At 56.1% G+C, this 25,442-nt stretch carries 26 protein-coding genes; 12 read left to right on the top strand and 14 right to left on the bottom strand.

Annotated features, from left to right (window positions below):
- Positions 1 to 6: 6 nt before the first annotated feature.
- On the bottom strand, positions 7 to 177 hold the full coding sequence (locus AS19_RS14065) for a hypothetical protein (RefSeq protein ID WP_155849272.1): 171 nt from the start codon (positions 175 to 177) through the stop codon (positions 7 to 9).
- Between the two features lie 187 nt (positions 178 to 364).
- Complete coding sequence (locus AS19_RS00770) at positions 365 to 571, bottom strand: cold-shock protein (protein WP_007149147.1); 207 nt, start codon at positions 569 to 571, stop codon at positions 365 to 367.
- Between the two features lie 209 nt (positions 572 to 780).
- Here AS19_RS00770 and AS19_RS00775 point away from each other — a divergent pair, with 209 nt between their 5' ends.
- Positions 781 to 1,062 carry a hypothetical protein gene (locus AS19_RS00775; RefSeq protein ID WP_144412613.1) on the top strand — a complete coding sequence of 94 codons (282 nt, stop codon included), beginning with the start codon at positions 781 to 783 and terminating at the stop codon, positions 1,060 to 1,062.
- A gap of 64 nt (positions 1,063 to 1,126) precedes the next feature.
- Here AS19_RS00775 and AS19_RS00780 read toward each other — a convergent pair whose 3' ends face one another.
- Both AS19_RS00780 and AS19_RS00785 read right to left on the bottom strand, forming a co-directional pair.
- Entirely contained in the window at positions 1,127 to 2,230 is a 1,104-nt protein-coding gene (locus AS19_RS00780; protein WP_011587451.1) for a cellulase-like family protein, read from the bottom strand.
- Positions 2,231 to 2,532: 302 nt separating this feature from the next.
- Positions 2,533 to 3,396 (bottom strand): metal ABC transporter solute-binding protein, Zn/Mn family, encoded by an 864-nt coding sequence (locus AS19_RS00785; RefSeq protein ID WP_011587452.1) that lies wholly within the window; start codon positions 3,394 to 3,396, stop codon positions 2,533 to 2,535.
- A gap of 238 nt (positions 3,397 to 3,634) precedes the next feature.
- On the opposite strand from AS19_RS00785, the gene znuC reads away from it, so the two are divergent.
- The 3 genes from znuC to AS19_RS00800 all read left to right on the top strand — a co-directional run bounded on the left by znuC (position 3,635) and on the right by AS19_RS00800 (position 6,670).
- Positions 3,635 to 4,414 (top strand): zinc ABC transporter ATP-binding protein ZnuC, encoded by a 780-nt coding sequence (znuC, locus tag AS19_RS00790; protein WP_011587453.1) that lies wholly within the window; start codon positions 3,635 to 3,637, stop codon positions 4,412 to 4,414.
- Positions 4,407 to 5,189 (top strand): zinc ABC transporter permease subunit ZnuB, encoded by a 783-nt coding sequence (gene znuB, locus AS19_RS00795; RefSeq protein WP_035461496.1) that lies wholly within the window; start codon positions 4,407 to 4,409, stop codon positions 5,187 to 5,189. The genes znuC and znuB overlap by 8 nt, the downstream gene beginning before the upstream one ends.
- Before the next feature lie 191 nt (positions 5,190 to 5,380).
- A complete protein-coding gene (locus AS19_RS00800) occupies positions 5,381 to 6,670 on the top strand; it encodes an MATE family efflux transporter (RefSeq protein WP_011587455.1) in 1,290 nt (429 codons plus the stop codon).
- Here AS19_RS00800 and AS19_RS00805 read toward each other — a convergent pair.
- The 5 genes from AS19_RS00805 to rd all read right to left on the bottom strand — a co-directional run bounded on the left by AS19_RS00805 (position 6,627) and on the right by rd (position 10,647).
- On the bottom strand, positions 6,627 to 7,730 hold the full coding sequence (locus tag AS19_RS00805) for a GGDEF domain-containing protein (protein WP_046961615.1): 1,104 nt from the start codon (positions 7,728 to 7,730) through the stop codon (positions 6,627 to 6,629). The two genes, AS19_RS00800 and AS19_RS00805, sit on opposite strands and share 44 nt — an antisense overlap.
- Positions 7,731 to 7,941: 211 nt before the next feature.
- Positions 7,942 to 8,583 carry a hypothetical protein gene (locus AS19_RS00810; RefSeq protein ID WP_041704614.1) on the bottom strand — a complete coding sequence of 214 codons (642 nt, stop codon included), beginning with the start codon at positions 8,581 to 8,583 and terminating at the stop codon, positions 7,942 to 7,944.
- Between the two features lie 162 nt (positions 8,584 to 8,745).
- Positions 8,746 to 9,123 carry a hypothetical protein gene (locus AS19_RS00815; RefSeq protein WP_035461490.1) on the bottom strand — a complete coding sequence of 126 codons (378 nt, stop codon included), beginning with the start codon at positions 9,121 to 9,123 and terminating at the stop codon, positions 8,746 to 8,748.
- Positions 9,124 to 9,284: 161 nt separating this feature from the next.
- Complete coding sequence (locus AS19_RS00820; protein ID WP_011587459.1) at positions 9,285 to 10,433, bottom strand: rubredoxin--NAD(+) reductase; 1,149 nt, start codon at positions 10,431 to 10,433, stop codon at positions 9,285 to 9,287.
- A 49-nt stretch (positions 10,434 to 10,482) separates the two neighbouring features.
- On the bottom strand, positions 10,483 to 10,647 hold the full coding sequence (gene rd / locus AS19_RS00825; protein ID WP_011587460.1) for a rubredoxin: 165 nt from the start codon (positions 10,645 to 10,647) through the stop codon (positions 10,483 to 10,485).
- Positions 10,648 to 10,883: 236 nt separating this feature from the next.
- On the opposite strand from rd, the gene AS19_RS00830 reads away from it, so the two are divergent.
- The 4 genes from AS19_RS00830 to phoR all read left to right on the top strand — a co-directional run bounded on the left by AS19_RS00830 (position 10,884) and on the right by phoR (position 14,885).
- Complete coding sequence (locus AS19_RS00830; protein ID WP_011587461.1) at positions 10,884 to 11,498, top strand: chorismate lyase; 615 nt, start codon at positions 10,884 to 10,886, stop codon at positions 11,496 to 11,498.
- 82 nt (positions 11,499 to 11,580) lie between these two features.
- Positions 11,581 to 12,453 carry a 4-hydroxybenzoate octaprenyltransferase gene (ubiA, locus tag AS19_RS00835; RefSeq protein WP_011587462.1) on the top strand — a complete coding sequence of 291 codons (873 nt, stop codon included), beginning with the start codon at positions 11,581 to 11,583 and terminating at the stop codon, positions 12,451 to 12,453.
- A 325-nt stretch (positions 12,454 to 12,778) separates the two neighbouring features.
- Positions 12,779 to 13,483, top strand: coding sequence for a phosphate regulon transcriptional regulator PhoB (phoB, locus tag AS19_RS00840; RefSeq protein WP_011587463.1), 705 nt, complete (start codon positions 12,779 to 12,781; stop codon positions 13,481 to 13,483).
- Positions 13,484 to 13,574: 91 nt separating this feature from the next.
- A complete protein-coding gene (gene phoR / locus AS19_RS00845; RefSeq protein WP_011587464.1) occupies positions 13,575 to 14,885 on the top strand; it encodes a phosphate regulon sensor histidine kinase PhoR in 1,311 nt (436 codons plus the stop codon).
- Between the two features lie 186 nt (positions 14,886 to 15,071).
- Here the strand turns inward: phoR and recG are convergent, their stop codons facing one another.
- Entirely contained in the window at positions 15,072 to 17,183 is a 2,112-nt protein-coding gene (gene recG / locus AS19_RS00850; protein ID WP_046961616.1) for an ATP-dependent DNA helicase RecG, read from the bottom strand.
- A gap of 120 nt (positions 17,184 to 17,303) precedes the next feature.
- Entirely contained in the window at positions 17,304 to 18,206 is a 903-nt protein-coding gene (locus AS19_RS00855; protein WP_035461615.1) for a hydrogen peroxide-inducible genes activator, read from the bottom strand.
- A 137-nt stretch (positions 18,207 to 18,343) separates the two neighbouring features.
- Between AS19_RS00855 and AS19_RS00860 the strand changes: the two genes are divergently transcribed.
- The 4 genes from AS19_RS00860 (at position 18,344) to AS19_RS00875 (ending at position 21,887) form a co-directional block, all read left to right on the top strand.
- Positions 18,344 to 19,171: an NAD-dependent epimerase/dehydratase family protein gene (locus AS19_RS00860; protein WP_011587467.1), complete on the top strand. Its 828-nt coding sequence runs from the start codon at positions 18,344 to 18,346 to the stop codon at positions 19,169 to 19,171.
- Positions 19,172 to 19,547: 376 nt separating this feature from the next.
- Positions 19,548 to 20,039: a 5-(carboxyamino)imidazole ribonucleotide mutase gene (gene purE, locus AS19_RS00865; protein ID WP_011587468.1), complete on the top strand. Its 492-nt coding sequence runs from the start codon at positions 19,548 to 19,550 to the stop codon at positions 20,037 to 20,039.
- A 44-nt stretch (positions 20,040 to 20,083) separates the two neighbouring features.
- Positions 20,084 to 21,190 (top strand): ATP-grasp domain-containing protein, encoded by a 1,107-nt coding sequence (locus AS19_RS00870; protein WP_011587469.1) that lies wholly within the window; start codon positions 20,084 to 20,086, stop codon positions 21,188 to 21,190.
- Positions 21,191 to 21,308: 118 nt separating this feature from the next.
- Positions 21,309 to 21,887, top strand: coding sequence for a TVP38/TMEM64 family protein (locus AS19_RS00875; protein WP_035461613.1), 579 nt, complete (start codon positions 21,309 to 21,311; stop codon positions 21,885 to 21,887).
- Positions 21,888 to 21,984: 97 nt separating this feature from the next.
- Here AS19_RS00875 and AS19_RS00880 read toward each other — a convergent pair whose 3' ends face one another.
- The 3 genes from AS19_RS00880 to AS19_RS00890 all read right to left on the bottom strand — a co-directional run bounded on the left by AS19_RS00880 (position 21,985) and on the right by AS19_RS00890 (position 25,218).
- Positions 21,985 to 22,221 (bottom strand): DUF2789 domain-containing protein, encoded by a 237-nt coding sequence (locus tag AS19_RS00880; RefSeq protein ID WP_011587471.1) that lies wholly within the window; start codon positions 22,219 to 22,221, stop codon positions 21,985 to 21,987.
- Between the two features lie 179 nt (positions 22,222 to 22,400).
- Complete coding sequence (locus AS19_RS00885) at positions 22,401 to 22,787, bottom strand: RidA family protein (RefSeq protein WP_011587472.1); 387 nt, start codon at positions 22,785 to 22,787, stop codon at positions 22,401 to 22,403.
- A gap of 319 nt (positions 22,788 to 23,106) precedes the next feature.
- The gene (locus tag AS19_RS00890) at positions 23,107 to 25,218 is read right to left on the bottom strand and encodes a bifunctional (p)ppGpp synthetase/guanosine-3',5'-bis(diphosphate) 3'-pyrophosphohydrolase (RefSeq protein ID WP_011587473.1); all 2,112 of its coding nucleotides are present in this window, start codon (positions 25,216 to 25,218) and stop codon (positions 23,107 to 23,109) included.
- Positions 25,219 to 25,442 lie beyond the last annotated feature (224 nt).

Genomic DNA, 25,442 nt, shown 5'->3' on the forward strand with positions numbered 1-25,442 from the left:
GAGAGGTCAGCCGGCATTATCTAGCTCGGATTGCAGCTCAGATGTTTCTGATTCGGAACAGCTGGCCCAGATGCTGCTACATTCTGCGCGAGCTTCATCGACCAGAGGCACTTCAGACACAATTGCGGCGCCAGCAAAAATGGCCAGAGCCAGGGTGGCGTAGGTGAGTTTCTTCATCACAAGTTCCCTATCAGATAAGTGTTCAGGCGAATGCAATGATGATTATGGCGCTTGGTGTTAAGTCAGGGTATACCCCAAATGGGGCAATGTGGGTAGGGGTTATGCCATGAGATGCTTATGCGTTAGAGAAAATTAGACACAAAAAAGGCGCCACAAGGGCGCCTTTTTTAACTGGAACGATCGCTTACAGAGCGACGATGTTCTCAGCCTGTGGGCCTTTAGGGCCCTGGGTTACGGTGAACTCAACCGCTTGGCCTTCAGCCAGGGTTTTGAAACCGGAACCAGTGATGGCGCTGAAGTGAGCGAAAACGTCTGGGCCGTTTTCCTGCTCTAGGAAACCAAAACCTTTTGCTTCGTTGAACCACTTAACGGTGCCTTTAACTGTAGACATAACACTATTCCTGAAAAAATGAAGTTTCGCCTCAATGGCGTAAGTAGCTGAAAAACGGGGACTTGGACTTCGGAACTGCAGGACGAGTTATACAGAGAAAACAACGAAATGAAGTGCGTGATTCAAGTACGATCTTTTAGCTGGGAGTAAAGATACCCGGATTCCTCCTTCGTGTACAGCTAAATTGCATCTTAAAGATGCTTGGAGGGGTGATTTACGATGATTTTTCTATTCAGGCCGGTGATTCCGGTGCCCACACCTCGACTTGCGCCCACTGTGCGAGTATCGGCGCTATGCTGGTTGGGCGGCCCAACAGAGGGGCAAACGGCGTTGGTTTGATCGTGCCGTTCACAGAAGCTTCGTTTTCACCGCCACGCATTTTTAGTTCTTCTAAAATAAAGGTTATGACTTTCTACGCGGCAAATATATTGGATGACGGCGTGTTTGGTCCCCAACAGCTTGATCAGGTTTCAATGGCAAACAGGCCCTAACGTTTCTGGCGCGACGCCAGTGGCTATTGTAAATAGCCAGACCTTGGCACGATGTGGCTTGCGGCTATGATTGACCAGATAGAATAAGGTGATTCAGATGGGCGAGGTACTCTTCTTCCTGCCACAACCAGGGGTAATTTGGACACGCTAACGAGGTCGGGGTTAGCCTTTCCACCCCTTGGGTCAAGGCATTTACTACCATCATCTCGTGCAGGTCTGCCCAGCCGGTAGGCAGCTTGTGCAGATTCTGCGGCTGGCGCACGAAGCCTTCACTGATTACCGGTTGTAGCCGACGCAAGCGAGTAAAAGCCATGCGCCGTTGCAGCTGATCTTCCAGCCGCCGCTGCCAGTGCATACCGCCGGCATCCAGCAACAGCTGCTTCATAGGGTTGGCCAGTTTGCCTAGCATGCCGGAAGCCGGCAGGGCGTCGCCGCTGGCTAGTCGATAGCGTGGATCATTATCTAGCCACACACTGAAATCGAGGAAATCCAGTTCACTGGTGTCCAGTTGTCGAAACTGTTCGCTGAGCGCCACGGTGGTGCTCAGGCCGACGGGTACCGACGGAAACAAGGCATGCAACGCGCGGGGGACTTCGCGCAGGTAATCCTCCAGTCGCTCGCCGGCGGCAGCGGACCAGTGCGATGGCAACGAGCGCTCTGGCGAGCGCTTGAAAACCCGCCTGGCCACGCCGTGGGCATAGGGTAGGGAAGGAAACTGGTAGCAGAAATCAACCCCTGCTACATTGTGCAGATAGCCCCACTGCTCTATCAGCGAGAGGGTTTCACTCCATACCCGGACATAATCTTCCGGGCGCCGCACAAAGGACCGGCGGGCGCGGCTGTCATTAATGAAACGGCTGCTGAACCAAACCTTCAGTCCCCGCTCGTGGGCCGATTGCAATACCTGCTGGAGCTGATGACGAATTTTTACCTCAGTCGCAGGCGCACCTTGGGGCATCAGTTCACAGCGATCCATATGGATGCCGTTTTCAGGGGTAGCGATCAAGTGGGGGCAGGGGTCCAACCGCAGGGTATTAAAGCCCCGTTGTTGAGTCTCATCGAACACACGCTCCAGCGAAGCAAAAGCACCATCGCGAATATCGCGCTGAAGCAGCCAGGATAAATCCCAGCAGGCGATCGCCAATGATTGTGTGTTGTTATGCGACATCCAGGCTTACCGTTTTTTAGATCAAGCGCATCAGCATACTCGTTTCGGAGGTTGCCTCAATGACTCAACTCTTTGTTACCCTCTATTGACCCGCCCTGACTTCCCGACACATGGCCAAAATGGCGCGTTACGAATTACCATTAAATAGTGCGGCTGGACCAGTAACACTATGATCGCAAACATTAAAATGGTACTAGCAGCATTCCTTCTGGCCTCAGGTCTGGCTTAGATTGCCCAACAATGCTCAGACACCGCACCGCCGGACAATGTTGCGCCACACGTCCCCTCGGTGAGCTGGAATCTCAGGTGTCTTTGGCGGCTTGTAAGCATTGAGCAAACCCACTACTCAATTCTGACAACCAGGGCAGGTACTTCTGTTGTAAGGAGTCGCGTCCTAACGGATCCAACGGCTGTACGTAACAGTCTGGGCACAGACGTTTGAGCAGGCCGGCCCGAGCTTCCGGTTCCTGAACCGCGCAACGCACTTGCTGGTCTCGCACCTGCCCCGCCAGGGTGACAAAACGACGGCTACCCGGCCCGGCCCCCAGTTGTTCTGATACCACCAACGGGTTGGCCAACCCAAGGCTTTCGGTTAGATAACCCCAAGGCTGGTGATAGCTCAGCCAGGGTACCTGCGCCAATGGCATCAACTGCTTTTTCTCGGCTTGCAACTGAGCCTTGGCCTCCTGCTGCCACAATTGGGGCTGGCCCGGCGTTAGCCCGTGCGGAAATTGCTGACCGACGGCGCCCGCCAGTAACACCATATTATCCACGGATAACCACAGGTGAGGGTCGGTGCTGGCAGCATGCCCCTCATGGTCATGATCTTCATGGTGCTGATGCTCACCCTTGCGCCGGTACACGCCTTCCAGTTCCAGCAAGGTCACAGTCCGGCCCTTGCGGCGCGCCACCAGAGGCGCCAGTGGAGCCTCCACGTCCGCGCCCAACCACACCACCAGATCCGCCTGCTGCACCGCCATCGCTTGGCGAGGGGATAATGCCAGCTGATGCGGATTCTGGTTGCCCTGCATTAAAGTAGTGACCGTAATTTTTTCACCATAGAGGCTGCGCAGTACCTTCGCCAACGGCTCCACGCTGGCTACCACGGTCTGACTCCAGGCTGGGGAGCCAAGGAATAACAAAAGGATTAACCAGAAATGACGCATGGGGTTCCTTGAATTGAAATGACGCAGCAGGAGCAACCTCCAAGTCGCAAGGTGCGGGATGGGCGTAGCTCCACTCGAATAACGACTCAGCCGCACCGACAACAGAAACCCTATCTGGCGGAGGCAGCCTGCATCGCCTCTGGCGCGCCTTGTCGTTTGCTGCGGTTAACTCGCCCTTCAGTGCAGGCGAAAGAGCGGCAGTATATCATTACGTTTTTGTACTTCGGGCCCTTTTCTTATGCCAGAACCTTTGGTCACTGTGCAGTCGGTGTCGGTTACGCTAGGAGGCAACGCTGTGCTGTCTGACGTCAGCCTGAGCCTGGCCCCCGGTCGCATCACTACGCTGATTGGCCCCAACGGCGCCGGTAAGAGCACGCTGGCGCGGCTTGTACTGGGGCTAGTGCAGCCAGACAGTAACCATGGCACGGTGATCCGCCGTAAAGGCCTGCGGGTGGGTTACATGCCCCAGCACATCAAGATCGACGACAGCCTGCCGCTCACAGTGGACCGTTTTTTGTGGTTGGCGGCACCGGGGCCTACGGCCTCCCGCCGGGCGGCCTTGGAGCGGGCCGGGGTGGCCCATCTGCGTCGGCGCGGGGTGCAGCAGCTGTCCGGCGGAGAAATGCAGAGGGTACTACTGGCCCGCGCCTTGCTGCGCAAGCCGGATCTGTTGGTACTGGACGAGCCTGCCCAGGGCGTGGATGTGGCCGGGCAGAATGCTCTCTATGGCCTGCTCAAGACCGTTCGTGACGAGCTGGGCTGTGCCATCCTGTTGATTTCACACGATCTGCATCTGGTCATGGCGGCCACCGATGAAGTCATTTGCTTACAGCGCCACGTTTGCTGTTCCGGCAGCCCGGAGTCGGTAAGCCGGGACCCGGCCTACCACGAGTTGTTCGGCCCCGGTGCCGGTACACCTAACCTGGCGCTATACACCCACGATCATGATCACGACCATGATCTGCACGGCAATGCCACGCATTCCCACGATCACAACGGGCCCTGCAATCATGATTGAATTGTTACTGCCGCCATTACTGGCCGGGCTGGCCGTGGCATTGGTCTCCGGCCCCATGGGTGCCTTTGTAGTGTGGCGGCGCATGGCGTTTTTTGGCGACACCCTGGCCCACGGCGCGCTATTGGGCGCAGCGCTGGCGCTAGCGCTGGATATCAGCCTGTATGTGGCGGTGGTGGCGGTGTGCCTGGGGCTGGCTGCCGCCCTCAGCGGCCTGCAGCGGCAACGGCAACTGGCCGGAGACACCCTGCTTGGCATTGTCGCCCACACCACCCTGGCACTCGGGGTCATCGCCATTAGCCTGCAAACCGGCATCCAGGTGGATCTGTTCGCCTACTTGTTCGGGGATTTGCTCGCCGTAGGCTGGCAGGATGTGACCGGCCTGTGGGTAGGCGCCATGGTCATTCTGATGCTGATGCTGTGGCAGTGGCGGGCACTGCTCAGCATTACCGTCAACGAAGAACTGGCCCAGGTGGAAGGCATCGCAGTACAACGCACCCGGCTATTACTGATGTTGTTGCTGGCCCTGCTGATCGCCGGTGCCATCCGCACCGTGGGCGTGCTGCTGATTACCTCGTTGCTGGTGATTCCCGCCGCCAGCGCCCGCCGTCTGACCCATACGCCAGCACAGATGGCTGCGGTGGCCAGCGTGCTGGGCACCTTGTCGGTGCTGGTCGGGTTGGCGGTAAGTTGGTACGCCAACACGCCGGTGGGTCCATCCATCGTGGTGGCCGCCAGCAGCTTGTTTGTGCTGACGCTGTTGCGCAGGGGGTCATGACAAGCCTCTTTGGTAGGAGCACCTCTTAAGGTGCGAACCAGACCCTCGCCGAGCAATCGGATATCGGTCTGAACCTGTCGCACCCTGGCATGACTGATGGGCCTTCAGGTTGATGCCGTGCTGAGCAAGATTCATGCCCCTGAATGAGAATGCCTACAGCGGCGTAGTAGAAGGGTTTTTCCGGAGTTTGAATGAGTGTGACCCTCAACCAACGTATCTGGATGCTGGCCTGGCCGTTGTTGTTGTCCAATTTGACCGCCCCGTTGCTGGGGCTTATGGATACGGCGGTGGTAGGCCATCTGGCGCATCCTCGCTACCTGGCGGCGGTGGCGTTGGGCAGCAATTTCTTCATGTTCTTGTATTTTTCATTCAACTTCCTGCGCATGGGTACCACCGGCTTTGCTTCTCAAGCGCAGGGGGGCAAGCGGGACACCCGTGTGGTGTTACTGCGTGGCTTGCTGCTATCGACCCTGCTCGGGTTTGCCCTGATTCTGTTGTCACCGCTGCTGCGCGATGCGGGCCTGTGGCTACTGGGCGGCAGTGATGCGGTGCAGGGGCTGGCGCGGGATTACATCAACATCCGCATTCTCGGTGCTCCTGCCGCGCTGGCCAATTTTGCCCTTATTGGCTTTGCCATCGGCACCCACAACACCCGCGTGCCCTTAAAAATGACGGTGTTGATGCACAGTACCAATGCGTTGCTGGATATATTGCTGGTACAGGTCTGGAATCTGGATGTCCGTGGTGTGGCCATTGCGAGCGCCTGCGCAGAATATGTGGGCTTGGCCGGTGGTCTGTTCTGGCTGCGCGCTGCCCTGCGACCGCCCGCGCATAGGGAAACCGTGTGGCAGCCTGTGGCTATGTGGGCACTGATGGCCGTGAACCGGGATATTTTTATTCGTAGCTTGGCGCTGCTGACGTGTTTCTTTTTCTTCACCGCCCAAGGCGCACGGCTCGGCGATGCTACGCTAGCGGCCAATGCGGTACTGATTACCTTTCTACTAATCCTGAGTAACCTGCTGGACGGGTTTGCCAATGCTGCGGAAGCGTTGGTGGGGGAAGCTCAGGGCAGGCAGGATCACCAAGCCTTTGCAGACGCCGTGGCGGCTACCGGCCGCTGGACCATCGGCTGTGCGCTGGTGGGCCTGCTGGGATTCTGCTTAGGCGGCGCACCGTTGATTGGTTTACTCACCGACCTGCCATCGATCCGTGACACGGCCATCGAGTATCTGCCTTGGGTATTATTGCTGCCCGTTACCGCTAGCGCCGGATTTTGGTTGGATGGGATCTTTGTCGGCGCCACCTGGGGTACCGCCATGCGCAACACCATGCTGGCGTCAGTGGGGGTCTTCTTTATGCTTTGGGTATGCTCCCGTGGCTGGGATAACCATGGCCTGTGGTTAACCATGAATGGCTTCATGGCAGCCCGGGGAGTATTCATGGCCTGGGTGTTATGGGGTCGACGTCGCCATCATGCATGATCTCAGCGTTTAGTTCACACCGGCTAGGCTTGTTCAAATACATGCGCTGGTCAGCAGCGTACAGCAATGCATCCACGTCTTCGAAATGATCCGGCCCCGTCTGCACCACGCCCATGCTAATACTGACCTCTGGCAATCGCTCCGCCAGCAGTCGTCGAGTCCGTTGGCAATAGGCAAGTTCCGCTTGCTCTTCAGTGCTGTTGGCCAACACTACGCAGAACTCATCGCCACCATAGCGCACACAAGTATCTTCACCTCGGGCGGTTTCTTTTAGCACCTTGCCAAGCTCAACAAGGACTCGATCACCATAGGCATGACCGCGCCGATCATTGATTTCTTTGAAGGCATCCACGTCCACGAAAATCAGCGCTACTGGTTCTCTGCGGCGTTGAGCGGCCTTCACCGTTCGGTGCAGGACTTCGTTAAGGTAACGGCGGGTTGTCAGGCCGGTGAGGGCATCGATACGTAATTGGCCATTACGCATGGCAACCGTTTCTTCCAGTGCCCGCGCATATTCTTCGGTACGATCCTTTGCCGTTTCGATTTCCGACACTAAGCTTAAGATATATGTTTCAAACACCAAGGTGACGTCAAAGTAAATTAGCTTGTCCAGCGCCTTCAAGGCGCGGTCTCGCTCTGCACTGGCATCAATGGCTTCGGTAATGTTTTTTACCAGCAACCGGTGCAGCAAATGCACTGCGGAAAGGTAGAATTTTGGCTCAACGCCAATTCGCTTGTGCACCAAGCCAATTCGCAGGCGGTTGTTGGTGTATTCTAAGTCGTAGACGCCGGAAAATAGGTCCAGAATGTAATGACGCTGGGCGTTCACCAGTCGCTCTAAAGTATCGACATCCCCAATCAGCGCAGCAATATCCGGGTTGCTGGTTTGAATGCCATAGAATATCTCAACGATATCATCGAGGCGGCTCTCCACATGGGGTCGGCACTGTAGCAGCGCGTCCACATCATCATCATTGAAATCCAGCAGACGCTTTCGAGCATCGATATCCATCTCGGTGATTCGCATCTGCTCAAGCAGCGTTTTCATGGTTGAATGCATGCCGTCCCCTCTGGCCTCAACGGGCCTCCTGGCCCATGCAAACTTACTAGTACCCTTAATCATACCCTCGGCATGGTGATCGCCATAGCGTTAAGCGAGATAGAATCACGGTGGGGGACCAATGGTCAGAATCAGAATCGGAAGGTAGAGCTTGAGATAGAGTCAAAGCAAGGGGGGGCTAGGCCGGGCTCTGGCTCCCGGCTAGGCAAGATCATCTTTTCAGGGCGCCATCACGGTCAAGCTTACTTACCACGCTCTTGGCGTAGCCCTCGGCACCGCTTTTCAGACTGTAGGGACTCATGCTGCGAGATTGAGCTTGCCACACGGGCTTCGCCGTTTTGACGCTGTAAAGCTGGGTTTGCAGGTAATAGTCAGTGGCGCTCTGATAATAACCTGGCTGGTACAGCGCGCGATGGCTGTAGCTTACATAGGGGCCATAGCCAAGATACATGGGCGCCGAAGCCATAGGCAGGTAATCCACCGTGGGCGGCATGTATTCGTCACGCTCTTGGCTCTTTAATAGTGTCACCACCATGACCCCATCGGCGTCGCTATCTTTTACAGCCTGCTCAACCTTGCTTCGAAAATCCGCTGCCTGCCGGTTAGTTGCCGGCAACGTGGTGCTGCCTAAGGTGGTCTCCACCTTGCGCTTGGTCAGGCTCTTCTTTACTTGCTGTTCTACAGCAGCAGAGGCCACTGGGTTTTCTGACAGCACCAGCACATACAGGTGGGCAAAGCTCGGCCGTGGTTCGTCGGTTTTGGTTTGCCAGGTGGAATTGGTTTCGGTGGTGGTGGCGCAGGCCGCCAGCAATAGGAGCGAGCAGAATGCAAAAATACGTTGAGCCATCAACATATACCGTCCTTGAAGCAAATGGATTGGAGAGCGTTTGGCTACTGAGGCTCTCGGTTCAGGCCTGTGTCCTTTGGGTGCACTCGAGCTACAAGAGCTCCTTACGTGCGTAATCCAGCATGTAGCCTTAGGTTGCGCGTAAAGAGCAGAGTAAGGGGGCAGCGTTTACTTTTTGCCACCGGGCATGATGAATTTCATTAAAGTCATAAACCACATAAGCTGGCCCGGATCGCCTTCGATCTTGATATTACCGGCCTGCATGCCTTCCATGAACGCCATCTGGTTTTTGCCCGCTTCCTGCAAGGTGCGGAAGGCATAGCCTGCGTCTTTGAAATTCAGGGTTACCGTGGGCTTGCCGTGAATACCCGCCTTGGACACGACCTTGCCTGGCATGAAATGAAAACTGCGCGCCGGCTTGCCCGCGAAGGTGCGCCACTGCATCACCACATTGCGGTTCTCCAGCTGCTTTTGAAAGCCTGTGTTACGCCACGCCAACCAGCGTAACCGCCAACCAAGAACCAGCAATACCAGTGCAAATTTCATGAGAAATCCTTGTCTGTCAGGGGCAAGCGTCAAATTGCAATACGGAAATAGGCCATGCAAGCCAATGACTTCTATGGCTGTTCCATAGTGTAGCGCGGGGCAAGAGAATTCGTCTCGCTTACTTATCCCGCCCGCGCCCTGTCGCTAACAGCTTGTGGCTGTTACGGCATTATTGCCGGTAGTTCCTTGTTGAGCTTCATTTTCTCTTTGACCGCTTCACCGGTGAGCGCATAACCCAACAGGCTGCCATCCTTGCTACGGAACAGAGCCTGCACGGTATTACCCTCGGCTTCCACTTCCCAGGCGCCTTCGCTGCCTTCTGCAGCAGGGCATACCACTACTGGGCATGCCGGGGTTTTAATGGTTACCGGCATGACGCCGTAGCTGACTTCAGTGGTCTCACCCGCGAGGGTTTTTGCCAAGGCACGGGCAGACGCCATTAACGGTAGAACGTAGGGAAGCACATGGCCCTGCACCTCAGCGCAATCGCCCAGCGCATAGATATGCTCCGCGCTGGTACGCAGGCTCTTGTCGGTCAGGATGCCGCGATTGGTATCCAGCCCTGCTTCCTTGGCCAGGCTGATACGCGGGCGTAGACCGATAGCCGATAACACTACGTCGGACTCCAGTTGGCTACCATCGGACAATTCGGTCACCAACTGGCCGTTATCGCCATGATGTACAGCCTTGGCCAATGGGCCAAAGTGGAACTGCACGCCCAGATCCGCCAGCCCACGGCCCACCGCCTCTGAGGCTTGCTCAGGCAGTAGCAATGGTAGGCAACGGCCCATGGGCTCAACCAAAGATACCTTGAATCCGCCGTTGGATAAGTCGTTGGCGAATTCACAGCCGATCAGACCTCCGCCGAGGATGGTCACGGTCTTCTTGCCTTCCACGGCTGCTCGGAACTTACCGTAGTCCATTAGATCGTTGACGGAAAACACTTCGCCCACTGCATCGCCTTCCAGCGGCGGTGTCCAGGTGTCGGCACCCAGCGCCAGTACCAGTTTACTGTAGTCCAGGTGGTCATCGGGCAGCAGTACGCGCTTGTTAGTGGCATCAATGCCGGCTACATGCACGCCAGTGCGAACGTCAACATTGAGTTGCTCAGCCACTTTTTCCGGGGTAGCCATGCACAGGTCATCGGCGGTTTTCCCCTTGCTGAAGCCGGCAGACAACATAGGCTTGGAATAGTTACGGCCGTCGTCTGCGGTGAGCATGACGATGGGGGTTTCTTTGTCCAGCTTGCGGAATTCCTTGACGGTGTTGAAACCGGCCAAGCCGGTGCCGACGATGACAATAGGATGCATGAGTAATCCTTAACAATTAATGGACAGGCGGAGTGACTGAGGTAGTGGTTTAAATTTCTACCATTTCAAAGTCGTCCTTGCCCACGCCGCAATCGGGGCAGACCCAATCTTCCGGCACGTTGTTCCAGGCGGTACCCGGCTCAATACCCTCATCGGGCAGACCTTCGGCTTCGTCATAGATGAAACCACACACTACACATTCCCACTTCTTCATTGTGAACCTCGTCAGGTAAAGTAAGCTCTTACTTACTGTGCTACATACAGGGCGTTCTCAGGGGGCGTTAACCTATCGGCGTAAGGCAAAAAAATCAATGCCAGCCGGCACCGTCTTACATAAGCTCAAGGTTGCTGTTCTCTGATTCCTGAAGCACTAGGGCGCCGCTTGCTCTACCGTAAGACATGGGCCATAGTCCTGCCGCCCGCGATAGTGCGCGATATCATGAGAGAGCCATGTTGCCTGCTGCCCTGCACCCCGATAGCCTTTGGCGCCCACTGGAACAGCTGGTACTGCCCCCGATTATTCGGGACTGGATGGCTGATCCAGACTCTCTGACACGGCGTCTCAAGCGCTACGGCCACTTCAGCGTGGTTCCCGGCCTACATGCTATTGCCTTACCTCGAGCCGATGAACGGCGGCTGTTATCGCTGCCGGTAAGGCGCGCTGCATTGATCCGTGAAGTGACACTGCATCTGGATGATACCCCGGTGGTTGCTGCCCGCAGTGTGCTGCCGCTCACTAGCCTTGCCGGTGCAAACCGCTCCCTGGGGCACATGGGTAGCCGCTCCCTTGGCCTTGAACTGTATAACCGCCCGATCTGCCAGCGGGATCAGGTGTGGGCCCGACTCGCTTCGACTGACCAACATCATTCGCTATGCTGGGGTCGCCAATCGCGCTTTATCAAACGCGGCGCGCCCCTGCTGGTGGCGGAGTATTTTCTGCCCGCGCTGTGGGAGAAGCTGCACGTCGCACGTTGTGTGCAAGCGTCGTGGCTACACGACAAAGCTTATCTCTATGCATCTATTAGGGGAGAGCCCACGGACGCGGTGCGGTTGTCGCGTTTTTAATTGGTTATCCTCCTGGCTCGTGCCTTGAAACTTGTCGCTTGTCGTTTGAAACTCATCTTCGCCCTGACAACTCGGATGCCCCATGTTTGCCTTTGTTGAACAGCGTTACCCGACTCTCTGGCCCTACATTCAGTTAATGCGCCTTGATCGCCCCATCGGCACGCTGTTGCTGCTATGGCCCACGCTGTGGGCGGTATGGATTGCTGGGGCCGGTACGCCGAGCCTGACCGTTATTGTGGTTTTCTTTCTGGGCGTGGTGATCATGCGGGCGGCGGGGTGTGTGATTAATGACTTTGCCGATCGGAATTTCGATGGCGACGTAGAACGTACTCAGGGACGTCCGCTGGCCACCGGTGCACTCAGCGCCAAACAGGCTCTGGCCCTGTTTGGCGGCTTAGGTCTATTGGCTTTTGGGCTAGTGCTGTTTCTCAATGAGCTGACCTTTTGGCTGTCTTTCGGCGGCTTGGGCCTTGCAGTGCTTTATCCCTTTACCAAGCGTTTCACTTTTATGCCCCAGCTTTTCTTGGGCGCTGCCTTCAGCTGGGCCATCCCCATGGCGTTTGCCGCTGAAACCGGTGAAGTGCCGGAAATCGCTTGGCTGCTGTACGTGGCCAATGTGCTGTGGACGGTGGCCTACGACACTGAATACGCTATGTGTGACCGTGAAGATGACCTGAAGCTAGGCATCAAAAGCACCGCCATCCTGTTTGGCGATGCCGACCGCCTGATGATCGCCATCCTTCAAGCCCTGACACTATTGGCATTGATTATGGTCGGCCACCGGCTGGGTTTTTCCTGGCCCTGGTACGCCGGTTTGGTTGGAATGAGCCTTAGCTTTGCCTTTCAGCACAGCTTGATCCGCTACCGTGAACGCTGGCCCAGCTTTCACGCATTTCTGAATAATCATTGGGCCGGAGCATGCGTGTTTATCGGGTTGTATTTTCAGTATTTTTGAATCGCTACAAGTCCCCTATAGCGGGGGTGTCTTAGAGTGCCACCTAATGGTGTTCGGCGCCGCGATTCAAGGGGGACGAAAGGGATAATTCGGTCCACCTGAGCGGCTAATCGAGGGCATATTATTACCGTATCTTAAGGCCTGGCGTGTGTTGTCGTTTGTGGCTTGGGGCTGTCGCCAGATGGTTGCAGGCCTTCCGTTCGTCTTAACCTGCGTTGTTGCGTGGCGGGGCTCTATCTGTCATACACATGTCATAAAAAAGCAATCTAATAGATAACATCCCGAGCGGCACACGCCACTCACAAGACAGGCAAGGAAGGAAGCCATGTCCCGAAACCGTATATTGATTGTTGATGACGAGCCCGCTATTCGTGAGATGGTCGCCGTCGCCCTTGAACTGGCCGATTTCGATGTGCTGGAGGCAGAGAATGCCCAACGTGGCCATGAGATCATCGTCGATGAGCGCCCGGATCTGGTGCTGCTGGATTGGATGCTGCCGTCGGTCACGGGTATCGAACTGGCCCGCCGGCTGAAGCGAGATGAGACTACCAACGAGGTGCCCATCATCATGCTCACTGCGAAAAGCGAAGAAGATAACAAGATTCAAGGGCTGGACGTTGGCGCCGATGATTACATCACCAAACCCTTCTCCACTCGTGAACTAATCTCCCGCATTAAAGCCGTGCTGCGGCGCGCGTCTAGTGTCGCGGCGGAAAAGGCCATTGAAGTAGAAGGTCTGTGCCTGGACCCGGTGAGTCACCGCATTAGCGCCAACGATTCTCCCGTGGACATGGGGCCCACCGAATACAGGCTGTTGGAATTTTTCATGAGCCACCAAGAGCGGGCCTATTCGCGCACCCAGCTACTGGACCAAGTATGGGGTGCTAACGTCTATGTGGAAGACCGTACCATCGACGTGCATATCCGCCGTCTGCGTAAGGCGCTGGCTCCCTTCGGCTACGATCGTTTTATTCAGACCGTGCGCGGTACCGGCTACCGGTTTTCAGTGAAATCGGCCAAGGCAGGTTGAGACGGCAGGCATGCGGCTGCCTATACTAGGCAGCGCCGTCGACCCCCCCCCGATACCGGCTAACGAGCAAAGTAATTGCGGTGGAATACCCATGAAAGCCAGCTTGGCCAAGGAAGTTAATCGCATTGCCGGCCTGATATTTCTGGCCGCTCTGGCTGCCCTGGCAGTGGGCCACACTTGGCCACTGCTGGTAGGGCTGGGGGGCTATATTATTTGGAGCACCCGGCAACTGTTCGCCCTGTACAGCTGGCTGGTGCGCGACGATCATACCGAGCCACCAGACAGTATCGGGCTGTGGGGTGAGTTTTATACCCGCCTTGAGCACTTGTTCCAAAAAGAACGTCGCGCCCAGGAAAACCTGCAAGGCATCATCCACCGCGCCCAACAGTCAGTGAACGCCCTTGACGATGTAGTCATCCTCATCGACCAACACGGTTATCTGGAATATTGGAACCATGCCGCCGAACGTGCCATGGGCTTTAATGCGAGCCAAGATCTGGGCCAGCCACTGACGAACCTGATCCGCCATCCTCGGTTTACCGGTTATCTAAGCAAAGGGGATTTTCAGGACCCGCTGGAAATCCCTTCACCGGTGAATGACAACCGTATCCTGCAGTTCCGCGTAACTGAGTTTGGTATCGGCGAACAATTATTGATTGCTCGTGACGTTACGCGGCTGCATCACTTGGAACAAATGCGCAAAGATTTTGTAGCCAATGTGAGCCATGAATTAAAGACGCCGCTTACCGTGCTCAAAGGCTACCTGGAAACCCTGCTCGATACCCTCCCGGAAGAACAGGCCCGTCTGCGTCGCGCATTGATGCAAATGGACAATCAATCCAACCGCATGGAAGCCCTAGTCGCCGATTTGTTATTACTGGCCCGATTAGAAGGAACGGAAGCTGACAGTGTACGTCAGGCGGTACCCGTTCATGGCATGCTTAATCGGATGAAAGAAAATGCGTTGGCTATAGGCAGCGACAAGGATCACCAGATCGAGCTGGATGTTCCTCTCGACGCACGCTTGATCGCCAATCCGGCTGAACTGGAAAGTGCCTTCGGCAATCTGATTACCAATGCAGTGAAATATACGCCGGCCAACGGCACCATCCGTATCCGTTGGTGGCAAGATTCTTGCGGCGCGCACTTTTCTGTCACAGACAACGGGATTGGCATCGACCCCGCCCACATCCCGCGCTTAACGGAACGTTTTTACCGGCCAGACAATAGCCGCGTTACAGAAACCGGGGGCACCGGCCTGGGCCTCGCCATCGTTAAACACGTAATGATTCGCCATGATGGGCGCTTGGAAATCGTCAGCGAACTGAGCAAGGGCAGCACCTTTACCTGTCATTTCCCGGCGGAGCGGCTGGTTAGCAAGCCAACGGCAGTGGCGGGTTGAATTTCAGGTTCAAGAGGTGTGTTTCTAGCCGGCTGTTGAAATCTCTTTTGTCAGGACGTTCTCAACATTATTGTTTTCGAGAATGGTATGTTTTGGCTTCGGTTTTTTTGCTTTATAAAAAGGAGCAAGACCCCTTTGTCATTCCCCGGTGACAACGCCCCTGATCTTGGGGATTCTTCGTTTGTGTCAGATGTCGGCAAAGTTCTGCCCGCCCTTTAGCCAGCGACGTAACAGGGGGTCGATCCACTGTGGGTAGTCTTGCATTAGTTTGTTGGCGATCTCTTTGGCGGGCTCCATTAACGCTTCATCACGAACCAGATCGGCGATGCGAAAGGCCAGGTCGCCGGTCTGGCGAGTGCCCAGCCATTCGCCGGGTCCACGTAGTTTCAAATCTTCTTCGGCAATAACAAAACCGTCGGTGGTATCGCGCATTACCGCCAGGCGTCGCTTGCCAGTATGCGATAGAGGGTTTTTGTATAGCAGTAAACAGTAGCTTTGCTCGGCTCCACGGCCTACGCGACCGCGTAACTGGTGTAACTGCGCGAGGCCCAACCGTTCGGCGTTTTCCATTACCATGAGGGTGGCGTTGGGTACATCCACGCCCACTTCGATGACGGTGGTGGCAATCAGCAATTGCGCTTCTCCCCGCGAAAAACGTGCCATACGCTCGGCTTTTTCTTTCGCCTTCATGCGCCCGTGTACCAGCTCCACCTTCAGCTCCGGCAAGGCGATCTGTAATTCCGCAAATGTTGCTTCCGCTGCCTGAGCCTGCAGTTCTTCAGACTCCTCAATTAAAGTGCAGACCCAGTAGGCCTGAGTGTTTTTCTTTTTAGCAGAGGGACGGCAGGCATCGTTAATGCGTTCGATTACTTGGGGGCGTCGGCTCTCGGGAAGCACCAAGGTGTCGATGGGCTTGCGGCCCGGTGGCATTTCGTCGATCACGGATGTGTCCAGATCGCCATAGACGCTCATGGCCAGGGTGCGGGGAATGGGCGTGGCGGTGAGGACTAATTGGTGGGGAACCTGAATGCCATGGGCGTTATCCTCGCGCCCTTTTTCACGCAGGGCCAGCCGCTGCTGCACACCGAAGCGGTGCTGCTCATCAATGATGGTGAGCCCAAGGCGATGGAACTGTACGGCCTCCTGAAACAAAGCATGGGTGCCGACCACGATGTGCGCACTGCCATCGGCTAGCGCTGCGTTGGTTTCCCGGCGGGCTTTTACGCCGAGGCTGCCCGCCAGCCAGTGTACTTTTATACCCAGTGGCGCCAGCCAGTGGTGGAAGTTTTCTCGATGCTGTTCCGCCAGCAGCTCCGTAGGTGCCATTAACGCGACCTGATAGCCGGACTCAATGGCGGCAAGGGCGGCGGCGGCGGCTACCAGGGTTTTGCCTGAGCCCACATCGCCTTGTACCAGACGTAACATGGGGTGGGCTTGTTTGATGTCGCCCATCAGCTCACCGATGACTCGTTTTTGGGCGCCAGTGAGGCTAAAGGGTAGGCTGTCCTGTAGTTTTTCAAACAGTGTCTGCCCGCCAAGGCGCGGGGCATGGAAGGCTTTCTGTCCGGCGCGTTTTTGCAGCATGCCTAATTGGTGAGCCACCATTTCTTCCATCACCAGCCGTTTTACTGCCGGATGTTTGCCTTCCAGCAGTAAGTTCACCGGGTCATCTGGTCGTGGATTATGCAGTTTGCTCAAGGCGTCGGCTAAGCTGGGCAGGCCGCTCTGATCCAGCAGTTGGGCAGGAATCAGCTCTTGGGGAGGGTGCGCCTGTAGGTATTTCAGGGCCTGCCCGGTGAGGTTGCGCAGGGTTTTCTGACTGACACCGTCGGTGGTGGGGTAGACCGGGGTCAATGCTTTTTCCAGTGGCGGCAGGCCGCTGTCAGCATAATCTAGCTGGTATTCTGGATGATAAAATTCCAGCCCGGCGGAACCAGGACGGGGCTCGCCATAGACGCGAATAGTCCGCCCGCGCTCTAGGGTGTTCTTCTGTGCTGCGCTGAAATGGTAGAAACGCAGCGTCACCATGCCGGTGCCGTCAGCCACTTTGCAAAGCAGGGAGCGACGTCGGCCAAATATCACATCGGCGGCCATTACTTGACCCTCGATGACCACGCCGGTTTCCGGGCGCAGGCTGCCGATGGGGGAAATGCGAGTGCGGTCTTCGTAACGGAACGGTAGGTGGAAGAGCAGATCTTCTAGGTTATGCAGGCCCAGCTTGGCCAGTTTTTCCGCAGCGGCGGGGCCGACGCCCTTGAGGCGGCTCAGGGGTAGGCTGGAGAGGGAGTCACCGGCCATGATGTTAGGTCGCCATAACCGCACCTGTTGAGGTGCAGAGGGTGCTTGGAGGCGTGCCGGCAAGTCGGTTCGCATCGCTACAGGAGCTCTTACAGGGAAAAACCGGCCTGTTCATCGTTGTTATCCTGACAATCCTTCCTTGGGTACGGCCTGTCGCAATACTTCGATTGCTTTGGGGCGTGGGAAGCTATCGCGCCAAACTAGCGCGATGGTCCGCGAGGGCACTGGTTCTTCAAATGGACGAACCGCAAAAGTGTGCTTGTCGTATCCATGTTGGTGCAAGGCAGAATTGGGCAGCACGGTGATGCCCAGGCCGCCCGCGACCATATGCCGCAAAGTCTCTAGCGAGCCGCCTTCGATTTGCACCAGGTTGCGTTGGTGTTGAGAATCGATGGCGGGGCACAGTTCCAGTACTTGGTCGCGGAAACAGTGGCCTTCACCGAGCAATAGCAGAGTCTCGCTAAGCAGTTGTTCAGGTGCAATTTTCTTTTGCTTGGTCCAGGGGTGGTCTGCCGGTAGCAGTACCGAAAAAGACTCCTCGTACATGCGCGCACGCACCAAACCACCACCGGAGAATGGCAGGGCAACGATGATGGCGTCCAGCTCGCCGTGCTCTAACTTGCGCCGCAATACGTGGGTGTAATTCTCTTCGATAAATAGCGGCATTTCCGCTGCGGCTTTGCGGACCCGCGGCACCATGGTGGGAAAGAGATATGGGGCAACGGTAAAGATTGCGCCAACCCGCAGCGGTGAGCCAAGCTGATCGCGCTGGCTCATTGCCATCTGGGAAAGTAGGTCCGCCTGCTCCAGCACGCGCTGGGCTTGCGCGATAATGGGTTCGGCCTGAGGCGTAACCACCACTTCCCGGGGGCGGCGCTCGAACAGTGGCATGCCCAGCTGCTCTTCCAGTTTTTTAATGGCAGCACTCAGGGTTGGCTGGCTTACGTTGCAGGCTTGGGCCGCGTGGCCAAAGTGGCGTTCCCGGGCTAAGGCGACCAGATAGCGAAGTTCTGTTAATGTCATGGCATTGATACACTTATTCGATTGAATACCATTGTGCATATTAACGGCGTCGTACGCTAGGTGCCGGATGACTAACGTAAGAACAGCCTGCGTTCGCCATCCGGCATCGGGTTACTGGCGGTACGCAAGGAGCCTTCATGTCTCATATTTTGATTGCCGGTCTGGGTGACCTAGGCAGCGGCTTGGCCAAACAATTAATCGTAGACGGGCATCGCATCAGTGCCATTCGCCGCGGTGAACAGGCGCCGGGTGGAGTGGAATTGTATAGCCAAGATTTGACTGTAGGGGTGGCCATGCTACCGCCGGATCCGGTGGATTTACTTGTCATCATCATGACTCCGAGCGAGTACAGTGAAGAAGGGTATTTGCAGGCCTATGTACGGGCGCCGCTAATGTTATTGGATGCTCTGGAAGGCCAGCAGCCGCTGCCCCCTGTAGTGTTTGTCTCCAGTAGCGCGGTGTTTGGCGACGTGGAAGGGGTGGTCAATGAGCTAACCCCTCCTCGTCCGAGCCGCTATAACGGCAAGGTGCTGCTCGCGGCGGAAGAGGAAATTAGCACTCGTAGTCTGAGTACTGTGGTGCGCTTTACCGGTATTTACGGGCCGGGACGATATCGGCAGATCGACAAGGCAGCCAGATTGGCCCGTGGCGAAGAAAGTCTACCTGCCCCCCAGTGGACCAATCGGATCCACCGTGACGATTGCGTGGGGCTACTGCGTAGCGTGGTGCTAGGCTGGCTGGGTGGCCATGAAATGCCACCGTTGGTGATTGGCACCGATGCGGTGGGCGGCCGTAATCTGGATGTATTGGAATGGTTGGCAGACCAGCAAGGGTTGACCTTGGCGGTGCCGGATGAACCGGCAGTGGGCAAGCAGGTGACGAGCCTATATATCCAGCAGGGCCATTACACCCTGCAATATCCCGGCTATCAGGACGGCTATGCTCAGGTGTTGGCAGGGAGGTAAGCGGCCACATGACTTTATCCTTGAGTGAATCCAATGCAGTGTCTGCGCATCATTTCTTATTCGGGATGATGCGGCGGCGGCATTTCAAATAATGATCATGGCCCGTTTTGTTTTGTGGGTTGTCGCTTACGCCTCTGTTCTGTAATTGAAGGGAGTTGCGTGGGCAGGCGGCAAGGGCAGAAGCGCATTCCCAACCAAATCACGCTAAAATCGCCATCTGTCGGCTGAGAGCTTCATCGTCGATCATTTTTTCGTCGATAGACTTGCCTCCGGCGCTGGCATTAGTAAAGTGTGCGCCTCAATTTTTTCTGTGTTGGCGTGGCTTGGTTCTGATGCGCCCGCAAAAGCCTGTAATGGGCGCAATGGAGTAATGCGAATGAGCACGCCGGTTGCCGTGGTAATGGGCTCCCAATCTGACTGGGAAACCATGAAAGAAGCCTGTGACGCCCTGACCCATTTCAATGTGGGCTGGAAAGCCGAGGTGGTTTCGGCCCATCGCACGCCCCAGCGCATGTATGATTTTGCCAAAAGCGCCCATGAAAATGGCTACAAGGTGATCATTGCCGGTGCCGGCGGTGCGGCCCATTTGCCCGGTATGATTGCGTCTTTGACCCCGCTGCCGGTGCTGGGTGTGCCGGTGAAAAGCCGCACGCTATCCGGTTGGGATAGCCTGCTGTCTATCGTGCAAATGCCCAAAGGCGTGGCGGTGGGTACGTTGGCCATTGGCGCGGCGGGGGCCTGGAATGCGGGCCTGTTAGCTTCGCAGATGCTGGCGACGGAAAATCCGGCGTTGTTGCAGGCGATTGCCGACTGGAAAGCCACCCGTGCGGATGAAGTGTTGGCCAATGCCGAGCTGGGGCAGGGTTAACTCCCTGCGCTGCTCCTTTCCTTGTTTGCTCTGACGGATCTGCTATGAATCGCGTACTTGTTCTCGGTGGTGGCCAGCTTGGCTTGATGATGGCAGAAGCTGCGGCCCGTTTGGGTCTAGTGGTAGACCGTTACGATCCCGAGCGGGCGCTGCTGTTGCCGGGTACTTCTGATTTGGCTGTGCCGATTAGTTGGGAAGAGTGCCAAGAGCGCTACCCGGTGATCACCGTGGAACGTGAAGCGTTTCCAGAAACCGGTTTCTCCGCTGAATTAGCCCAGAGTGATCGCTGTGTAGCGCGCGGGGCCCTGCAGGTCATTCCCGATCGATTTACCCAGAAAACCATGTTGGACAAGCTGGGCATTCCCACTGCCCCTTGGGTAATGCTGGACCAGGCTGAAGATTTGCCTCGTGCGGTGGCGGACTTTGGTGGTGTAGTGGTAAAAGCCCGCAGTGGCGGTTATGACGGGCGGGGCACCTGGATCGTCGGCGAAGGTGGTGATTTGAGTGCAGTGCCTGCTGTTGAGTTGGCTGGCAAAGCGATTGTAGAACAGAAAATTCCGTTCCGCCGCGAGCTGTCCATTGTCGGCGCGCGCAGTATTACCGGCGAAACATTGTTCTACCCGTTGACCCGAAACTGGCATGTGGATGGCATTCTGCGCTTGAGTCTGGCACCGGCGAATGCCTGTTCCGATCTGCAGGCGCCGGCGGAAATAATGCTCAAGTGCATTATGGAAGAGTTGGATTATGCCGGCGTCATGGCGGTGGAGTTTTTTGAAGTGGATGGCCAGCTGATGGTCAACGAAATTGCCCCGCGGGTACATAACTCCGGGCACTGGACCCATGAAGGTGCGGATTGGTCTCAGTTTGACCTACACGTTCATGCTTTGGCCGGCGTACCGCTCCATGCTCTGAATGTGCATGGCTCGTCTGCCATGGTAAATCTGATCGGTACTCCATTTGAAAACGCCTGGCTCCAGCATCCGGGTGTGGTGCACTGGTATGGTAAAAGTGTGCGTCCGGGCCGCAAGGTGGGTCATGCTAATCTCGCGGCCTCCTCTCTGGACGATTTGCGCCAGGGGCTTGATGCCTGGGCTGATGTCCTGCCGGAGGGGTATCAGCAGGTGCTGGATTCCGAGCGGGCTCTGGGCTGAAAAACCAAGATCTCAGCTTCAACGTGAAGCTGGGAATCAATAGCCTTTTACTCCTTCACGCTCTTCCCCGTCTGTAATGATTTACACTGAATTACTGACCCTTTCTGGAATTGTTGTTGTGGCGCTTTCTTTTTCACTCGCTCGCTATCGCCGTTTGATTATGTTGGTCGTGATATTGGCGCTGGTGTTGATAACGGTGGAGCTGTCAGGGTTGCGTGAGCAGATGTCAGTGTCGTTTCTGCGGGCGCAGCTTGAAGCCAACCCGGTGAGCGGGTTTATCGCTTTTGTTGTGGTTTTCGTGATTGGTAATCTTATACAGCTACCGGGCTGGATTTTCTTGGCGGCGGCCATTTTGGCTCTGGGTACGGTGATGGGCGGGCTAGCAACCTATGTGGCAGCGTGCATTTCTTGTCTGGCAACCTATGTGCTGGTGCGTGGGCTTGGGGGGAGTGCGTTGCGCGACATTCAGAACCCTTTCGCTAGGCAAATTCTGGCACGCTTGGACAGCCACCCAATACGCAGTGTCGCCTTGTTGCGTTTACTATTTCAGACGATGCCTGCGCTTAATTACACGCTGTCGCTCAGCGGAGTAAAATTACGTCACTACATGCTGGGTACTGTGATTGGGCTACCGGTGCCCCTGCTGCTCTACTGTCTATTCTTTGATCGAATACTGTTGCTACTGCCGATTGACTAGTGGCAATCGTCAACACGGTGTAGCACCGGGGAAGGGGCTTTTAAGCTTGCCTTACCTAGCAGAACTGCACACCTAAGGAATCTCCGCTGGGCTACTATCAGTGCCTTAACAGCGCGCTGAGGGTATCTACGGTCTCTGCCCACTCTGCGTCTTCGCGAACCGCTTCGACGAGAAACTTTGACTGGGATTCGTTCCAGAAAGGGGCCTGGTGTAGGTGCATGCTGTCGGCGAGCGTGCCGCCATGCTGGTGGATGAAATCTTCGATGTCGTGGTCGCTGCTGGCGAGCCCGAGCTGATCAAACAAGGTGTTGAGGTCGCGGGTCGCGGTATCCATATCGCTCTCCCTAGATGTTGCCCGATTAACGAAAACGGGCGTTGGCCCGCTGACCGTTTTTACTATGCTGCGCTTTTTGAAACGTACTGTCTCCCCCTCCTTTCGGAGGGGGTGAGCTAACAAAAACGCTCGTAATGGGCGAGCGTGTGCGTGGCATAGTAGTGTGTTCAGCAGGGGGGCTAGGCGATATCCAGGATGCCGTCCATTTCCACGCCAGCGCCCTTGGGTAGTGCGGCCACACCGATGGCTGCTCGGGCCGGATAGGGCTGGCTAAAATGTCGTGCCATCACTTCATTGACAAGCGCAAAGTGGCTCAGGTCGGTGAGGAAGATATTGAGTTTTACGATATCCTGCAGGCTGCCTCCGGCTGCTTCGCAGACGGCTGTCAGATTGCTAAACACCTGCTCAATCTGCGCTTCCATGTCCCCATCAATCAGTTCCATCGTGTCTGGTACCAGTGGAATTTGGCCTGATAGGTAAACGGTGGGGCCAGCCTTGATGGCCTGGGAATAGGTGCCAATGGCTTGTGGGGCCTTGTCGGTGCTGATTACAGAATGGTTGGACATGGTCTGAATCTTCAATAGTTGAGCTGTTGGCTGGATGCCATTGAGCGAGCAGAATAATTTAAGGCCGTTATGCTTGCATGGGATGCCCTGAGGCGCAACCAAAAGAGCGTTAGAGGATAGCACCGAGTCAAGTTGGTGCGAACGTACAGGTAAACGGCTTGTCCGCTCTCAAAGTGAGACCGCCTCCATATTATCGTTCATGCCACAAGGACGTTGCCTGTGATGAGGTGGGAGGCCTCGGTAACCGTCAGAACGCTCCGAACTATCAGCGCGTAATAGGGAACGTTTGAGTATGCTCAGCTCTTGCGAGAAGCGTTTCTTAAAGCCGGTGAATTCTTACTATGCTGTCTAGGGTGCGTAGTTTTTTGATGATGCGCGCTAGGTGGATCCGATCTTTTACGGTCATGGTCACATTGAGAATGGTGAGGGTGGGGTCTTTCTCAGCCATGTCGATGGTGTCGATGTTGGAACCCAGTTCCGACACGCTGTTGGCCAGGATGGCGAGCACGCCGCGCTTGTTGATTAGCTCGATACGCAGGGTGGCAGTGAATTCCTGTTCCACCTGTTTATCCCAACGCAAGGCAATGCATTTCTCCGGGGAGTTACGCATTTCCGCCAGCAGGTTTTTGCAGGTGTCACGGTGGACTACGATGCCGCGCCCGGCGCTAAGGTGGCCGATGATGGTGTCGCCGGGTAAAGGGCAGCAACACTTCGCGTAGCTGACCATCAGGCCTTCGCTGCCGCGGATGGCTAGTGGGCGTCGGTCCTCTTCGTGCTGGCGTTCGTCGTCATCGCGGGCGCCGGCAAGTTTGCGCGCGACCAGTGGCGCTAGGCGATTGCCCATGCCGATATCTTCTAGTAGGCCATCCAGCTCCACATAACCGTTACCGGCCAGTTCACTGACCACGCGGCCGATAGGCAAATCATCCATGCCCATCTCGTAGGAATGCAGGGCTTTTTCCAATAGCCGTTGGCCCAACTCGACCGCATCTTCGCGGCGTTGATTCTTGAGAAAATGGCGAATGTTGGTGCGTGCCTTGCCAGTAACTACGAAGTTCAACCATGCTGGGTTTGGCGTGGCGCTGGGTGCGGTGATGATTTTGACGGTCTGCCCGGACTCCAGTGGTGTGGACAAAGCGGCAAGCTTGCCATCGATACGTGCTGCGACGCATTTGTTACCCACTTTGGTGTGCACCGCGTAGGCGAAGTCCACGGCTGTGGCACCGGCGGGCAGTTCCTTGATATCCCCCTTGGGGGTGAACACATAGGCTTCGTCCGGGAATAGGTCCACCTTCACATTTTCGATGAACTCCATGGAATTGCCGGTTTTTTGCTGCAGCTCAAGTAACCGTTGCATCCAGCTCTGGGTGCGGCTGTGGGTGGGCGAGCCAGGCTCGTCATCGGACTTGTAAAGCCAATGGGCGGCGATGCCATTGTTAGCCATGGCTTCCATTTCTTCGGTACGAATCTGCATTTCCAGCGGGATCCCGGAGCGAGCCTTCAGCGTGGTGTGCAGGGACTGGTAGCCATTGGCCTTAGGGATGGCAATATAGTCTTTAAAGCGCCCAGGAATCGGGGTGAAGTAGTTGTGTGCGGCGCCAAGCACGCGGTAGCAGGTATCTACCCGGTCCACGATGATACGAAAACCGAACACATCCATGATATCCACGAACGGTTTGTGCTGCTCTTTCATTTTGCAGTAAATGCTGAACAGGTGCTTCTCGCGGCCCAGCACGCGTGCTTCGATGCCTTCCTCTTCTAGGCAATGCTCGAGGCTAGTCTTGATGGTGGAGAGGATTTCCTTGCGGTTGCCGCGAGCCTTCTTAACAGCCTGCCCAATCAGCTTGGCTCGCATGGGGTAGATGGCGTGAAAGGCCAGGTCTTCGTATTCAACCCGCATGTTGTACATGCCCAAGCGGAAGGCGATGGGGGCGTACAGCTCTAGGGTTTCGGTGGCGATACGGCGACGCTTTTCCGCGCGCATTACATGCAGGGTGCGCATGTTGTGCAGGCGGTCGGCCAGCTTGATAAGAATAACGCGGATATCCCGGGTCATGGCCAGCATCATCTTGCGCAGGTTTTCTGCCTGTTGCTCGGCCTTGGATTCGAACTTGATCTGGGCGATTTTGGAAACGCCATCGACCAGCTCGGCCACTTCCTCGCTGAACTCGTTTGCCAGCTGCTCCTTGCTGATGCCTGTGTCTTCGATTACGTCGTGCAGCATGGCCGCCATAAGCGAGGCATGGTCCATGTGCATGTCGGTAAGGATGTTTGCGACTGCCAGTGGATGGGTGATGTAGGGGTCGCCGGTGCGACGATACTGGCCCTCATGGGCTTGCTCGGCAAAATGGTAAGCGTGTACGACCTGGGCGATTTGATCATCGTCCAGATAACTACGTAACCGTTTTTCCAAATTATGAATGGTGGGCAAAAGGCCTCGTCACGCCCTTGGCGAGTAGCAGGTTCTAAGATGACTCTTAGCTTAGATTTGAGGGCGGGGTTTGTCTACGATAAGGCGGATAGCGACGAACTATTATTCGGCTGGGTAAAAACAATGGGGGATCGTAAAGAGTAATGGGGCGCACCGTGTGCTGCCCACAAAAAAACGCAGAGGCTCTAATCTAAGTCTCTGCGTTTCTCTGTCTGCTTTTTGCT

The organism is Alcanivorax sp. NBRC 101098 (assembly GCF_001010505.1).
In the GTDB taxonomy this organism is placed as follows: Bacteria; Pseudomonadota; Gammaproteobacteria; order Pseudomonadales; family Alcanivoracaceae; genus Alcanivorax; species Alcanivorax borkumensis.

What these genes read in the sequence shown, in the direction of transcription:
- AS19_RS14065 (WP_155849272.1), bottom strand. Translation starts at nt 177, where the DNA reads ATGAAGAAACTCACCTACGCCACCCTGGCTCTGGCCATTTTTGCTGGC.
- AS19_RS00770 (WP_007149147.1), bottom strand. Translation starts at nt 571, where the DNA reads ATGTCTACAGTTAAAGGCACCGTTAAGTGGTTCAACGAAGCAAAAGGT.
- AS19_RS00780 (WP_011587451.1), bottom strand. Translation starts at nt 2,230, where the DNA reads ATGTCGCATAACAACACACAATCATTGGCGATCGCCTGCTGGGATTTA.
- AS19_RS00785 (WP_011587452.1), bottom strand. Translation starts at nt 3,396, where the DNA reads ATGCGTCATTTCTGGTTAATCCTTTTGTTATTCCTTGGCTCCCCAGCC.
- znuC (WP_011587453.1), top strand. Translation starts at nt 3,635, where the DNA reads ATGCCAGAACCTTTGGTCACTGTGCAGTCGGTGTCGGTTACGCTAGGA.
- znuB (WP_035461496.1), top strand. Translation starts at nt 4,407, where the DNA reads ATGATTGAATTGTTACTGCCGCCATTACTGGCCGGGCTGGCCGTGGCA.
- AS19_RS00800 (WP_011587455.1), top strand. Translation starts at nt 5,381, where the DNA reads ATGAGTGTGACCCTCAACCAACGTATCTGGATGCTGGCCTGGCCGTTG.
- AS19_RS00805 (WP_046961615.1), bottom strand. Translation starts at nt 7,730, where the DNA reads ATGCATTCAACCATGAAAACGCTGCTTGAGCAGATGCGAATCACCGAG.
- AS19_RS00810 (WP_041704614.1), bottom strand. Translation starts at nt 8,583, where the DNA reads ATGTTGATGGCTCAACGTATTTTTGCATTCTGCTCGCTCCTATTGCTG.
- AS19_RS00815 (WP_035461490.1), bottom strand. Translation starts at nt 9,123, where the DNA reads ATGAAATTTGCACTGGTATTGCTGGTTCTTGGTTGGCGGTTACGCTGG.
- AS19_RS00820 (WP_011587459.1), bottom strand. Translation starts at nt 10,433, where the DNA reads ATGCATCCTATTGTCATCGTCGGCACCGGCTTGGCCGGTTTCAACACC.
- rd (WP_011587460.1), bottom strand. Translation starts at nt 10,647, where the DNA reads ATGAAGAAGTGGGAATGTGTAGTGTGTGGTTTCATCTATGACGAAGCC.
- AS19_RS00830 (WP_011587461.1), top strand. Translation starts at nt 10,884, where the DNA reads ATGTTGCCTGCTGCCCTGCACCCCGATAGCCTTTGGCGCCCACTGGAA.
- ubiA (WP_011587462.1), top strand. Translation starts at nt 11,581, where the DNA reads ATGTTTGCCTTTGTTGAACAGCGTTACCCGACTCTCTGGCCCTACATT.
- phoB (WP_011587463.1), top strand. Translation starts at nt 12,779, where the DNA reads ATGTCCCGAAACCGTATATTGATTGTTGATGACGAGCCCGCTATTCGT.
- phoR (WP_011587464.1), top strand. Translation starts at nt 13,575, where the DNA reads ATGAAAGCCAGCTTGGCCAAGGAAGTTAATCGCATTGCCGGCCTGATA.
- recG (WP_046961616.1), bottom strand. Translation starts at nt 17,183, where the DNA reads ATGGCCGGTGACTCCCTCTCCAGCCTACCCCTGAGCCGCCTCAAGGGC.
- AS19_RS00855 (WP_035461615.1), bottom strand. Translation starts at nt 18,206, where the DNA reads ATGACATTAACAGAACTTCGCTATCTGGTCGCCTTAGCCCGGGAACGC.
- AS19_RS00860 (WP_011587467.1), top strand. Translation starts at nt 18,344, where the DNA reads ATGTCTCATATTTTGATTGCCGGTCTGGGTGACCTAGGCAGCGGCTTG.
- purE (WP_011587468.1), top strand. Translation starts at nt 19,548, where the DNA reads ATGAGCACGCCGGTTGCCGTGGTAATGGGCTCCCAATCTGACTGGGAA.
- AS19_RS00870 (WP_011587469.1), top strand. Translation starts at nt 20,084, where the DNA reads ATGAATCGCGTACTTGTTCTCGGTGGTGGCCAGCTTGGCTTGATGATG.
- AS19_RS00880 (WP_011587471.1), bottom strand. Translation starts at nt 22,221, where the DNA reads ATGGATACCGCGACCCGCGACCTCAACACCTTGTTTGATCAGCTCGGG.
- AS19_RS00885 (WP_011587472.1), bottom strand. Translation starts at nt 22,787, where the DNA reads ATGTCCAACCATTCTGTAATCAGCACCGACAAGGCCCCACAAGCCATT.